Origin of the sequence: Mesorhizobium argentiipisi (SeqCode) (assembly GCF_037179585.1) — a bacterium.
Taxonomy (GTDB): domain Bacteria; phylum Pseudomonadota; class Alphaproteobacteria; order Rhizobiales; family Rhizobiaceae; genus Mesorhizobium; species Mesorhizobium argentiipisi.
In genome coordinates this window covers 133,702-147,237 of record NZ_JAPYKO010000015.1, presented here as the reverse complement: position 1 = coordinate 147,237, position 13,536 = coordinate 133,702, and the positions used below count along the sequence as shown (strand labels likewise).

Here is a 13,536-nt window from a genome sequence, read left to right as displayed (position 1 = left end):
TAGGAACGGCCCGGGCAAGGCGGCGTGAAGTGGTTCACTTCGGCGAAATCCGCCTTCGCATAAGTTCTTGAATCGCATAAGCTTGTGCTTGGGTTATGGGGACATCAGGAGGGCTATTGGCACTTGTTGCCGGCAGCACGACGCGTCTTTGGACGCTTGTCGCGAGGGAGTTCTGGCGCAAAACGCGCCAGCGCCTCCGCGCCGGGCCGATCTATCGTTGGCGCTATTCCGGCCGCACGCCCGAACGCGTCCTGATCGCCCCGCCTGACCTGCGGCTTGCCGATCCGCAGATCGCCCTGGAGATCTATTACGGCCGCTACCCGCTGTCCGGCCATCTGGTCGAGACCGGCGGCAGGTCGCCCTTCCAGGTCGACGTGCCCAATCGCGGCTGGCAGAAATCGCTGCACGGCTTTCGCTGGCTGCGCCACATGCGCGCCACCGGCACCGAGCTTGCCGCGGCCAATGCCAGAGCGCTCGTGACCGACTGGATCGCCATGCACGGCAACCAGATTTCGGGCATCGCCTGGGAGCCGGGAACGACGGCCAAGCGCGTCATCGCCTGGCTGCAGCATTCCACGGTGGTGCTGCAAGGCGCCGAATTTCCCTTCTATCGCGCCTTCCTCAAATCGCTCGCCGTGCAGATCCGTTACCTGCGTTCGATGGCGCGCGAAATGCCGGATGGCGAAGGCAGGCTGCGCGCCCGCATAGCGCTCGCCTTCGCGGCGTTGTCGCTGCCGGCGCCGGCCTCGGCGCTGCGCGCAGCGACGCGCAATCTGGCCGAGGAACTCGACCGCCAGATCCTGCCGGACGGCGGCCACATCTCGCGCAACCCGATGGCGGTGCTGGAGCTGCTGGCCGATCTCCTGCCGCTGCGCCAGACCTATGCCAACCAGGCCGAGGCGCCGCCATCGGCGCTGATCGGCGCCATCGACCGCATGCTGCCGGCGCTGCGTTTCTTCCGTCACCAGAACGGCAGCCTCGCCCGCTTCAACGGCATGGGCGCTACCATCCACGACCGCATCGCCACCATCATGCGCCATGACGACACGGCGGGCGCACCGCTGCTGCATGCGCCGCATTCCGGCTACGAGCGCCTTTCGATGGGCGGTGTGACGGTGATCGCCGACACCGGCCTGCCGCCGCCGGTCGACGTCTCCAACGCAGCACATGCCGGCTGTCTCGCCTTCGAGCTCTCCTCCGGGCGCCACCACTTCATCGTCAATGCCGGCATCGACACCTACGGCGCCCCGGAATTCCGGCCGCTGGCCCGCGCCACCGCCGCGCATTCGACTGCCACTATCAACGACACCTCGTCGGCGCGCGTCAGCCACTCGCTGCGCGTCAGCGACCTTTTGGGTTCGCCGCTGATCGGCGGCCCGCAGCATGTGCCCTGCAAACGCCTCGACCAGAAGGGCATGCACGGCTTCGTCGCCCGCCATGACGGCTATGTCCAGCAATTCGGCTTCCTGCATGAGCGCGAGCTGAAGCTGACCAGCAACGGCAACGTGCTTACCGGCCGCGACCGTTTCCTGCGCCCGGGCAATGCGGCGATCCGCAACAATGGCCGCGACTTCGTCACGGTGCGCTTTCACGTCCACCCCGATATCAGCCTGCTGCAGGACGGCCACGACCGCCTGACCCTGGCTGCCACCCAGGGCGACAGCTGGGTTTTCACTTGCACCGAAGTGGCGCCGGAGGTCGAGGAATCTATCTACTTCGCCGGATTGGGCGGCCCTCGCCGCAGCCGGCAGATCGTGCTCGCCTTCAAGGCCTCGGAAATTGCCGAGGTTCATTGGCAGCTGACCCGTACCGATATCGCCGGCTATCCCGAGAACAACTGAATTCCGGACAAATCCGGCTGCGTGCTCGATTTCCGAGACTCACTTGATTTCCGGGACTCATATGCTAGGGCCGGCCAACGTCCCCTTCCAACAGCTCTGAAAGGCCGCCCGCCATGGCCGTGCCCACAAAAAACATTCCGGCACCCGACCTCGTTCCGGTGCGCCGCGCGCTGCTTTCCGTCTTCGACAAGACCGGCTTGGTCGATTTCGCCAAGGCGCTCGCCGCCGCCGGCGTCGAGCTGGTTTCGACCGGCGGCACGGCAACGGCCCTCGCCGCGGCGGGCATGGCGGTCCGCGACGTCTCCGATCTCACCGGCTTTCCCGAGATCATGGACGGGCGGGTGAAGACCTTGCATCCGTCGGTGCATGGCGCGCTGCTCGGCATCCGCGACGACGCCGAGCATGCCAAGGCCATGCACGACCACAACATCGAGCCGATCGACCTCGTCGTCTCTAATCTCTATCCGTTCGAGGAGGTCCGCCGCTCCGGCGCAGGCTACGCCTCGATCGTCGAGAACATCGATATCGGCGGCCCGGCGATGATCCGCGCCTCGGCCAAGAACCACGCCTATGTCGCCATCGTCACCGACCCGGTCGACTATGCCTCCGTCGTCAACGCGCTGGAGATGAATCTCGGCTCGCTCTCGCTCGATTTCCGCAAGATGCTGGCGGCCAAGGCCTTCGCCCGCACCGCCACCTATGATGCGGCGATCTCCGGCTGGTTTGCCGAGGCGCTGGAGATCGAGCACCCGACATGGCGCGCTTTCGGCGGCCGGCTCGACCAAGTGATGCGCTATGGCGAGAACCCGCACCAGGACGCAGGCTTCTATCTCTCGGGCGACAAGCGGCCGGGGGTCGCGACCGCCAGACAGCTGCAGGGCAAGCAGCTGTCCTACAACAACATCAACGACACCGACGCCGCCTTCGAGCTGGTGGGCGAGTTCGATCCCGCCCGCTCGGCGGTGATCGCCATCATCAAGCACGCCAACCCCTGCGGCGTGGCGGAGGGTGAAACGCTGAAAGCGGCCTACGCCAAGGCGCTTGCCTGCGACCCGGTCTCGGCCTTCGGCGGCATCGTCGCCATGAACCGCATCCTCGACGCCGAAGCGGCGGAAGAGATCGTCAAGACCTTCACCGAGGTCATCATCGCGCCCGACGCCACTGACGAGGCCGCCGCCATTGTCGCTGCGAAGAAGAATTTGCGCCTGCTGGTCACCGGCGGCCTGCCAGACCCGCGCGCCGCCGGCACGACGGTGAAATCCGTCGCCGGCGGGCTGCTGGTGCAAGGCCGCGACAATGCCGTTGTCGACGACCTCGAGCTGAGAGTGGTGACGAAGCGCGCGCCGACACCGGCTGAACTGGCCGACCTCAAATTCGCCTTCCGTGTCGCCAAGCACGTCAAGTCCAACGCCATCGTCTATGCGAAGGACGGGGCGACGGTCGGCATCGGCGCCGGCCAGATGAGCCGCGTCGATTCCTCGCGCATCGCCGCCCGCAAGGCGCTGGACGCAGCGGAGGCTGCGGGCCTCGCCGAGCCGCTGACCAAAGGTTCGGTCGTCGCCTCGGACGCCTTCTTCCCCTTCGCCGACGGACTATTGTCGGCAATCGAGGCCGGCGCCACTGCGGTGATCCAGCCCGGCGGCTCGATGCGCGACGAGGACGTGATCGCCGCCGCCGACGAGCACGGCATCGCCATGGTGTTCACCGGGGTAAGGCACTTCCGGCATTGATGCGCTTCTTCCTTCTCCCCCTGCGGGAGAAGGTGGATCGGCGCGTAGCGCCGAGACGGATGAGGGATGTTCCAGCGGAGTGAGAGGCTGGTGTCGTCTGGAGCACCCCTCATCCGTCGCCTTCGGCGACACCTTCTCCCACAAGAAGGGGAGAAGGGAAAGAAGCTACCCCTTCGGCTTATCCGCCGGATAGGGCGTCCCCGCCAGTATCGCCATGCCGATGCCCAGGAACAGGATGATAACGGCCATGCCGAGCCGTGGTGAATCGCTCATGGTGGTGATGGTCGCCACCATGAAGGGCGCCAGGAAGCTGGTAGCCCGGCCGGCCAGCGCATAGATGCCGAAATAGCGGCCGGACTCGGCGGCGGTCACGCTGCGCGCCATGTAGGATCGCGACGAAGCCTGCACGGGACCGAAGGCAAGCCCGATCAGCAGGCCGTAGAGGATATAGGCTTTCTCGGCCGCAGTGCCGAACAGGCCGCCGGAATCGGCGGTCGACAGCGGGATCAGGCCGAGCAGCGTGAAGCCAGGCCCGGTCGAGACGACGCCGATCGTAGCGACCGACAGCATCACCAGCGCGATCATCACCACGGCCTTGGAGCCGAGCGCGGTATCGAGCCGCGCCGCGATCCAGCAGCCGAAGATGGCGACGATGTTGAGGATGATGCCGAACATGCCGATCTCGGTGATCGACCAGTGGAACATGCCGGCCGCGAACGTGCCGCCGAGCGCGAGCAGCGCATTGACGCCGTCCTGATAGACCATGCGGGCCAGGAGGAAGCGCAGGATGCCGCTGCGCTGGCGCACTTCGGCAAGCGTCGACTTCAATTCAGACAGGCCCTCGCGCACCGCCGGCCCGATCGGGATTCCTTTGATTGCGTCGGGCGTGAAGAAGAACATCGGCAGGATGAACAGGAAATACCAGCCGGCCGACATCGGCCCGGTGAAGCGCGCGTCTTCGCCGAGCTTCGGATCGAGCCCGAACAGCGGGTCGAGGCCGATGATCGTCTTTCCCGTTTCGAGATTGCCGGCCAGAAACAGCACCACGAAGATCAGCGCCACCATGCCGCCGAGATAGCCGAGCCCCCAGGCGACGTTGGAAATCCGGCCGATCTCTTCCTTCGGCACCAGCCGCGGCATCATGGAATCGTTGAACACGGTCGAGAATTCGGCTGCCACCGAGGCCAGCGAGAACAACAGCACGACCAGGAACAGGTTCGAGCCCGGTGCAGCGAACCACAGCAACGTAAGGCTGACGATCTTGATCGCCGCGAAAAAGGCGATCCAGGGCTTGCGCGGCCCGGTCTGGTCGGCGATCGAGCCGAGCACTGGCGATAGCACCGCGATGATCAGGCCGGCGGCGGCAATGCCGTAGCCCCAGGCGGCCTGCCCGGCGGTCGGGTCGCTCGCCATGCGCGAGACGAAATAGGGCCCGAAGATGAAGGTGGTGACGACGGTGAAGAAAGGCTGCGCCGCCCAGTCGAAGAACATCCAGCCCCAGATGCCGCGCCCCGATGCCCGCTGCACTGTCTCTACTGCCGCCATGCTGATTCCCCTGGCATCGCCCGCGCCGGGCGCCATGTCTGCATGTTTTCAAGCAGCGATGCAAATGAACAAGCGCCGGTTCCTCGCCCCACGCAGTGGGCTACGCTATGCATACATCTTCTGTGACTGGCGCGACTGATCGACCTGAGGCTTGATTGCCACGTGGTTCCCCCAATCCGTCGCTGCTTCGCAGCGCCACCTTTCCTCCGGAGGGAAAGGAAGGGAGCGTTGCTGGACGGGCGTTGACGGCGAAAAGCTTGGCGCCTTTCCTCTACCCCGTCGATCGGGGGAGAGGTGGCTGGGCGAAGCCGAGACGGAGTGGGGGTCGACCAGCGCTACATAAGACAATGCACGCGCCAAGCTGCCATGCACGCTATCGCCAAAGACCAGCCGCTTTGGCAGCGGCGAGGAACTTCACATCCCCGTCAGGTCGCTCATCAGGCCGGACGCCACCGACAGCCGCGACACGGTGATGTCGCCGCCTTCGGTCAACGCCTGCAGCCGTTCGCGGATGCGCGCGACGCGCTCGCCGCCGGCCTCCAGCCAGGCCGCGACCGGATCCGCCGCCGTACCGTAACCGGTGAGCGCCGCCACCGTGATGCCGCGACGCGCCACGCCGATCGTGTCGGTCGCGCGCGACAGCGCCAGCTGGTCATAATAATCCGCCGGCATGATCGAACGCGCGGCTTCCTCGACGCGCGGGATGCGGAAGGCATCGCTGACGGCGAAGAACGCCTTGGCCGCGCTGACGATGTCGGCATTGGCGGTGCGTGCGGTGAGCGCGACATCCGGGATCAGTTCGGCCACCTCGGTCAGAGCGAGCTGCCCGGCGAGCTTTTCCGGTGCGCCGCCCTTGAACAGGCCGTGCCGCCGATCCTCGATGCGCTCGCGCGAGAATGCGGGCAGCAGCGAGAGAAGCTTCGGTTCAAGCGCCTTGCGGGCTTCCTGCAATTCGGCGATGCGCTGCCCGAGCGGCGCGGAGCTCGCTTCGGTCTTCAGATACCAGCCGCTGGTCATGAAGATTAGCCGGCTAACCGCCTGATAGAGATCGAGCTGGATCTGGCCGTCGATCTGGTTGTCGAGCGCGTCGATCTCCTTATATAGCGCGGGCAGCGCGAAGCCGTCGCGGACCACGGCGAAGGTGCGCACGACATCGGCCGCCGTGCGGCCGGTCGATTCCTGCAGCCGGTTGACGAAGGACGGGCCGCCGCGATTGACCAGGTCGTTGGCGACGACCCGCGCGATGATCTCGCGCCGCAGCCTGTGGTCGCGGATCTCGCCGGCGAATTTCTTGGTCATGCGCTCCGGAAAATAGCCCATCAGGTCACGGTCGAAATGCTGATCGTCCGGCACGTCGCTGGCGACGATGTCGGAAAACAGCACGATCTTGGCATAGGCCAGCAGCACGCCGAGCTCGGCCCTGGTCAGCGGCTCGCCGCGCGCCTCGCGTTCAGCGAGCGCCGCCGGCGAAGGCAGCGTCTCGACCGCGCGGTCGAGCAGGCCGCGCGCTTCCAGCGCCGTCATGAAGCGCGCCTGGTGCGCTATGTCGGCGAGCCCGCGCTTGCGCGCGAGCGACAGTGCCAGCGTCTGTTGGTAGTTGTTGGCGAGCACCAGCGCACTCACCTCGTCGGTCATTTCGGCGAGCAGCTTGTTGCGCGCCGGCCGCGCCAGCGAGCCTTTGCGCATGGCCGACGCTAGCGCGATCTTGATGTTGACCTCGACGTCGGAACAGTTGACGCCGCCCGAATTGTCGATGGCGTCGGAGTTGCAGCGGCCGCCATTCATGCCGAACTCGATGCGCGCCCGCTGTGTGACGCCGAGGTTGGCGCCCTCGCCGATGACTTTCGCCCGGACATCGAGCGCGGTGACGCGGATGGCGTCGTTGGCGCGGTCGCCGACATCCTGATTGCTTTCGCCGGAAGCCCGCACATAGGTGCCGATGCCGCCGAACCACAGAAGGTCGACAGGCGCCTTGAGGATGGCGTTCATGATCTCGACCGGCGTCGCCGTGGTCTTGGTGAGGCCGATCGCGGCGGCCGCCGCCGGCGGCAGCGTGATCGATTTCTGGTTGCGCGAGACGATGACGCCGCCTTCCGACAGCTTCGACTTGTCATAGTCCTGCCAAGACGAGCGCGGCAGGGCGAACATGCGCTGGCGCTCTGCCATCGAGGCCGCCATATCCGGATCGGGATCGATGAAGATGTCGCGATGGTCGAAGGCGGCGATCAGCCTGGTGGCCGGCGACAACAGCATGCCGTTGCCGAACACGTCGCCCGACATGTCGCCGACGCCGACAACGGTGAAGGGCGAGGTCTGGATGTCGCGGTTCATCTCGCGGAAATGCCGCTTCACCGCTTCCCAGGCGCCCTTGGCGGTGATGCCCATCTTCTTGTGGTCGTAGCCGGCCGAGCCGCCGCTGGCGAAGGCGTCGTCCAGCCAGAAGTGGTGCTGCTCGGAAATCGCGTTGGCGATGTCGGAAAAGGTCGCCGTACCCTTGTCGGCGGCGACGACGAAATAGGGATCGTCCTTGTCGCGCCGCACCACGCCCGCCGGCGGAATGACGCCGTCGACGCCGATATTGTCGGTGATCGAAAGCAGGCTGGAGACGAAGTTCTTATAGGCCGATGTGCCGGCTTCGAAGATGGCGTCCCGCCCGGCGCTCATCGGCAGTTTCTTCGGATAGAAGCCGCCCTTGGCGCCGACCGGCACGATGACTGCATTCTTGACCTGCTGCGCCTTGACCAACCCAAGCACCTCGGTGCGGTAGTCCTGGGCGCGGTCCGACCAGCGCAGGCCGCCGCGCGCCACCGGGCCGAAGCGCAGATGCACGCCTTCGACCTCGGAGCCGTAGACGAAGATCTCGCGCCATGGCCGCGGCGCCGGCAGTCCTTCGATCGCCTGCGAGTCGAGCTTGATCGCCAGCGACTGCCCTTTCGATTTCGTATCGGCTACGAAATGATTGGTGCGCAGCGAGGCTTCGATGAGGTTGAGATAGCGGCGAATGATGGTGTCGTCATCGATATTGGGCACCTCCTCCAGCGCATCCTTGATCTTGGCTCTGAGGTGCTTGGCCGCGACCACGCCGTCGCCCTCCGCCGTCGGCCCGAGCCGGGCGACGAACAGCGCGTGCAGGCCCCGCGCGATCTCCGGGTAGCGGTTGAGCGCGGCGGCGATGAAGTCCTGGCTCTGCGGAATGCCGGCCTGCTGCAGATAGCGGCCATAGGCGCGCAGGATGGTGATCTCGCCGGACCATAGGCCGGCCGTCTGCGCCAGGCCGTTATAGCCGTCATTGTCGACATCGCCGCGCCAGACCGACAGGAAGGCGTCCTCGAACATAGCGCCGCCATCCGTAAGATCGATCGGCTTGCCGTAGCGGTTCTCCAGCTCCATGTCGTGGATGAAGACCTTGCCGGAGCCGGTGTCGGCGACCTCGAAGGTGCGTTCGCTGATGACGCGGAAACCGATATTTTCCAGCACCGGCACGCGCCGCGACAGCGCCACCGGGCTGCCGAAATGGTGGATCTTCAAAGCCGCCTGGTGCGGCTTCTGGCCGGCATGGCGGTAATAATCGATGGCGATCGGATTGTCGGCGCCGATCTTCGCGATGCGTCCGGCATCGACCAGCGCCACGGCGGCCGAGAAGCTATCGCGATAACTCTCGGGGAAACGCGCCGCGATCGCCTTCAAGCCCGGATCGCTGTCGGCCGCCTCCGCGGCTTCGGACAGCGCGTCCTCCCAGGTGCGCACGATGTCGCGGATCGCCGCCTCGATCGTCGACTGCTCGACCTTTGGCGTCTTGCCGCCGGAACGGCCGATGATGAAATGCACCCGCGCCAATCCGCCTTCCGGAAAGGCCGGGTAATAGGCCGACAGCCGGCCCTCGAACACGGTTTTCAGATAGGTGCCGACCTTCTCGCGCACGACGCTGTCATAGCGGTCGCGCGGCACGAAGACGATGACCGACACGAAGCGGTCGAACTGGTCGGCCCGCACCAGCGCCCGCACCCGCGGGCGCTCGATCAGCCCGAGGATTGCGCTGGCATGCTTGCGCAGGACGGGAATGGGAACCTGGAACAGCTCGTCGCGCGGATAGCTTTCCAGGATGTTGATCAGCGCCTTGCCGGAATGATCGTGCGGATCGAAGCCGGATTTCGAGATGACGGCCTCGGCCTTCGAGCGCAGATAGGGGATCTTCATCACCGAGCGCGTGTAGGCGGTCGAGGTGAACAGGCCGACGATGCGCAATTCGCCCGCCAGAGCGCCTTTCGAGGTGTAGGTCTTGATGCCGATGTAATCGAGATAGATGCGCCTATGCACCGACGATTTGGCGTTGGCCTTGGTGACGATCAGCGGCTCCGGCCCGTGCAGGAAGGCGCGGATTTCGGGCGTCGTCGTCACCGCCTCGGTGCCGCGCCTCAGCACCAGCACGTCGGGATCGGACAGGATGCCGAGGCCGGGCTTCTCGGCGCGCTCAAGATTGCCGCTCTCCTCGCCGCCGACATATTTGAACTCACGCATGCCGAGGAAGGTGAAATTGTCGTCGCGCAGCCATTCGAGAAAGGCGATCGCCTCGGCAACGCTCTTCTTGTCGAGCGGCACGGCCGAATAGCGGAATTCGGAAATCGCCTGGTCGAGGCGGGCGAGCATTCGCTTCCAGTCGACGACGGCGGCGCGGACCTGGGAAAGCACCTTGCGCAGCCGCTCGGTAAGGTTTTTCGCCTGCTCGGCTGTCAGCCGCGGGATATGCACATGGACGACGCTCAGCCGGTCATCATCCTCCTTGCCGCCGTCGCTAAGCACCTCGACCACACCGGTCTTGCCGTGGCGGACAGTGACGATCGGATGGGTGACCAGGGTCGGCTCGCCGCTTGTCTCGGTGATTTCGCCGAGAATGGAATCGAACAGGAACGGCATATTGTCGTTGACGACGGTGATGACCGTGACCGGCCGGCCGTCGCACGCAACGCCTGAATCGGCTTCGACGGAGACGACGCTTTCGCCTTTCCTGTGGCTGGCGACCGCTTGGGCGGCGAGCTCGCCGGCGCGCTCGAGGTCGGCCACGTCATAGGCCGCGATGTCCTCGGCAGGCGCCCGCGCCAGCAGATAGTCGGCAAGCCTTGCAGGTTTCTCCTCCGCTTTCGCGGCGGCTTTCTTCCTCGGCTTGGATTTCACGCTGGCCATGACGCTTAGTCCCTCCCGTTATATGCTTTTGCGACTATGGTAGCCAGATGAGCGCTGTTTGGCGACAAAGGTTTGACGACGCTTTAAAAAATTCGAACCGACGCCATCGGCTCGCGAGGAGAAACCAGATGACCGGCAAAATAACCGCGCTTGACCTTGTCCAGGCGGAACTCGGCGAGGCGACGAAAGCCTATTTCGACAAATGTCGGGAGAAGCTCGGCCTCGTGCCCAACGTGCTTCTCGCCTACGCCTTCGACGAGAAGAAGCTGCGTGCCTTCACCGACATGTACAACGACCTGATGCTGGGCGAGTCCGGCTTGTCGAAGCTGGAGCGCGAGATGATCGCCGTGGCCGTCTCCTCGCTGAATCACTGCTTCTACTGCTTGACCGCTCATGGCGCGGCGGTGCGTCAGCTGTCGGGTGAGCCGGCGCTTGGCGAGATGATGGTGATGAATTTCCGCGCCGCCGATCTGTCGGACCGCCAGCGCGCCGTGCTCGAATTCGCCGTGAAGCTGACCGAAGAGCCGGCCAGGATCGTCGAAGCCGACCGCACCGCCTTGCGCCAGGCCGGCTTCTCCGACCGCGACATCTGGGACATCGCCTCGACCGCCGCCTTCTTCAACATGTCGAACCGGGTGGCCGCCGCGGTCGACATGCGGCCCAACCCCGAATACCACGCCATGGCAAGGTAAAGGCGGCGGACTTTACATTAGCAACCTCGAATTTTTCGTTGCCCGCGGCGCTGTTTGGTCCGATGATCAGGATTGCGGCAAAGCCGCATATCACGATTGCGGCGTAGCCGCATATCAGGATTGCAGCATCGCTGCATATCGGATCGCAGCATCGCTGCATATCGGACTGCGGCACAAGCCGCATATCAACGATTGCAGCGTAGCTGCATATCGGATTGCAGCATCGCTGCATATCGCAAGCGGCGTGGCCGCATGCCGGTTCGACGCCGCCGACAAGGGAGGAGAACATGGCGAAATTTCTCTATGTCTATCACGGCTCCGGCAAGATGCCGACCGACGACGCCGAACGGAAAGCGGCTATGGATGCCTGGACCGGCTGGTACGACAGGCTCGGCTCGGCCGTGGTCGACGGCGGCAATCCGGTCGGCATGTCGAAGACGGTGCTGCCGAGCGGCAAGATCGAGAACAATGGCGGCAGCAATCCGACTGCCGGCTACACAATCGTTGAAGCCAAGAACATCGACGATGCCGTCGCCAAAGCCAAGGACTGCCCGATCCTGATGGATCCTGGCTTCAGCGTCGAGGTCGCGCCGATCATTGAAATGATGTGAGGCCGGCGCTCTATCGCGCGGCGATCGCCGCGGCCGCGCCTGCCATTGTCGTGGCGCTGACGCGGTTGGCGATCTTCATGGCGTGCTTGCTCTTCAAGAGCCGGCGCGCCTGCGAAGCGGCCAGTACCCAGGAAAAGTCGATGACCACCAGCACGATAGCCATGGTCAGCGTCAGCTCGACCCAGCCGATAACGCTGACCGAGGCAAGATCGATGATGGTCGGCAGCAGCGCCAGATAGAACATCATGATCTTGGGGTTGCCGAGCGTCACCGCCATGCCGGCAATGAACAGTTTCACGGGCGAGTCCTCGCGCGGCATCTCGCCCTCCTTGGCCTCGACCGGCGCCGTCCACATCTTGAAAGCGAGATAAGCAAGGTAGGCGACACCCACCCATTTCACGACGACGAAGGCGTAATGGAAGGTCTGCGCCACGACGGCGAGCCCGAACACCGCCAGCGACAGCCAGATGGCCTCGCCGATCCACATCGCCAGCAGGAAGGGGAAGACGTCGCGGAACCCCTTCGAGATCACCCGCGCCACAAGTGCTGCGATCGACGGGCCAGGCGAGCCGGCGGCAACGAACAGCGCGGCGGCGAAGATCAGCAGCGAGGCGAGATGCATGGCGAACCTCTTGGACTGGGATTGGCTGCCATACTAACCAGCGGAAGCAGCATTGGCAAAGATGGTCAATCGCTGATGCCGGCGCCGCCCGCATCAGGCCGCCGCAGGCTTTCGTGGAAAGGGCAGGGCAATCGCACACGGTGCTCCCCCTCTCCGTCTCGGCTAGGCCGAGCCACCTCTCCCCCACTTTGTGGGGGCGAGGAACCCAAGCTTTCCCAGGTCGCGACATTGGCGGTTGGCGTTTCCTCGCCCCCATGAAATGGGGGAGAGGTGTCCGCGTAGCGGACGGAGAGGGGGCAGCGCCAGCGCCCGAGAACTGGCGTTGAGCCGAGTCCGGCCGAGGGCACTTGCCCCTTCGTCACCCTGCCGCTAGAAGACCCGTCCCTTTACCCATTTTCGAGCATCGCTTTGCCTCAGTAACCGCCGGTCTCGCCAACTCTTCTGAATGCACCGCAGGCCCAGTCATTGGCGCGCCTGCTCTATTTCACGTGTTCTTCAGGCGGCGGTTCGAGACCGGTTTGGCATTGCTGAGCCGCCGTCGCATGCAATCCGCGCCGACGCCTGACTTTCAAACATACAGTCTTCGCCACGCCGTGGCCCATGAGGGGCAGCTCGGACATCGCCGGCCTGACGGACTTCCCGACGGGAAGGGCCAACCGGCATCTCTCGAACTTTGTGTGTCCGCTGGACGATTGCGCCCGCAATCGCGCCTCGACCTCTCATCAATTGCAATCGCTGCGGCGGCCTCAAGCCTTATCGATGCGGCGGGAAATTCCGCGTCAATGCCAATGGCAAGCGCATTGACGTCTGGCTGATCTATCGCTGCGTCGACTGCGACAATTCCTGGAATTTCGCCATCCTGGAACGGCGAAACCGCCGCGACATCGAGCCGGCGCTGCTCGCCGCGTTTGAAAGCAACGATCCGGACCTTGTCCGCCGCCACGCCTTCGATGGCGCGATGCTGCGCGGCCGGGCTGGCCGGATCGAGGAATCTCCCGGCGTCACGGCCCGAAAGGAGCTTCTGGACGGCGAGCCGGGACGCGCGACCGCGCTCGAGCTCGAGCTTCGGCTCGAGGGCACGACGCCTTTGCGGCTGGACCGCCTGCTTGCCGGCGAGCTCGGCCTCTCGCGGTCAAGACTTCAGGCTCTGGATAACCGAAGGCGGCTGACTTTCGAACCGGACGGCGCTAAGGCATTGCGGAAACCGCTTCGCAACGGCCTGGCCGTGCGCATCGATCTGGCCGAGGAGTCCGATTGCACGGCGATCGTCTCGGCTGCCTGCCGCTGAAGCGAAAAGAGAGAGCGACCGCTCCC

Annotated in this window: 8 protein-coding genes; 5 read left to right on the top strand and 3 right to left on the bottom strand. The window is 65.0% G+C overall.

The window, feature by feature from the left end; translation table 11 throughout:
* Positions 1-95: 95 nt before the first annotated feature.
* Together O7A05_RS21045 and purH are read left to right on the top strand one after the other, a co-directional pair.
* Complete coding sequence (locus O7A05_RS21045) at positions 96-1,841, top strand: heparinase II/III family protein (protein WP_415927035.1); 1,746 nt, start codon at positions 96-98, stop codon at positions 1,839-1,841.
* A 113-nt stretch (positions 1,842-1,954) separates the two neighbouring features.
* On the top strand, positions 1,955-3,571 hold the full coding sequence (gene purH, locus O7A05_RS21040; RefSeq protein WP_337094876.1) for a bifunctional phosphoribosylaminoimidazolecarboxamide formyltransferase/IMP cyclohydrolase: 1,617 nt from the start codon (positions 1,955-1,957) through the stop codon (positions 3,569-3,571).
* 165 nt (positions 3,572-3,736) lie between these two features.
* On the opposite strand, the gene O7A05_RS21035 is transcribed toward purH, so the two are convergent.
* The gene (locus O7A05_RS21035) at positions 3,737-5,116 is read right to left on the bottom strand and encodes an MFS transporter (RefSeq protein ID WP_337094875.1); all 1,380 of its coding nucleotides are present in this window, start codon (positions 5,114-5,116) and stop codon (positions 3,737-3,739) included.
* A 414-nt stretch (positions 5,117-5,530) separates the two neighbouring features.
* Positions 5,531-10,297 (bottom strand): NAD-glutamate dehydrogenase, encoded by a 4,767-nt coding sequence (locus O7A05_RS21030; protein WP_337094874.1) that lies wholly within the window; start codon positions 10,295-10,297, stop codon positions 5,531-5,533.
* A gap of 128 nt (positions 10,298-10,425) precedes the next feature.
* Between O7A05_RS21030 and O7A05_RS21025 the strand changes: the two genes are divergently transcribed.
* Together O7A05_RS21025 and O7A05_RS21020 are read left to right on the top strand one after the other, a co-directional pair.
* Positions 10,426-10,989 (top strand): peroxidase-related enzyme, encoded by a 564-nt coding sequence (locus O7A05_RS21025; protein ID WP_337094873.1) that lies wholly within the window; start codon positions 10,426-10,428, stop codon positions 10,987-10,989.
* A 287-nt stretch (positions 10,990-11,276) separates the two neighbouring features.
* Complete coding sequence (locus O7A05_RS21020) at positions 11,277-11,600, top strand: YciI family protein (protein ID WP_337094872.1); 324 nt, start codon at positions 11,277-11,279, stop codon at positions 11,598-11,600.
* Positions 11,601-11,610: 10 nt separating this feature from the next.
* Here O7A05_RS21020 and O7A05_RS21015 read toward each other — a convergent pair whose 3' ends face one another.
* Positions 11,611-12,222, bottom strand: a complete 612-nt coding sequence (locus tag O7A05_RS21015) for a LysE family translocator (RefSeq protein ID WP_337094871.1) — start codon at positions 12,220-12,222, stop codon at positions 11,611-11,613.
* Positions 12,223-12,883: 661 nt separating this feature from the next.
* On the opposite strand from O7A05_RS21015, the gene O7A05_RS21010 reads away from it, so the two are divergent.
* Positions 12,884-13,510 carry a DUF1062 domain-containing protein gene (locus tag O7A05_RS21010; RefSeq protein WP_337094899.1) on the top strand — a complete coding sequence of 209 codons (627 nt, stop codon included), beginning with the start codon at positions 12,884-12,886 and terminating at the stop codon, positions 13,508-13,510.
* Positions 13,511-13,536 lie beyond the last annotated feature (26 nt).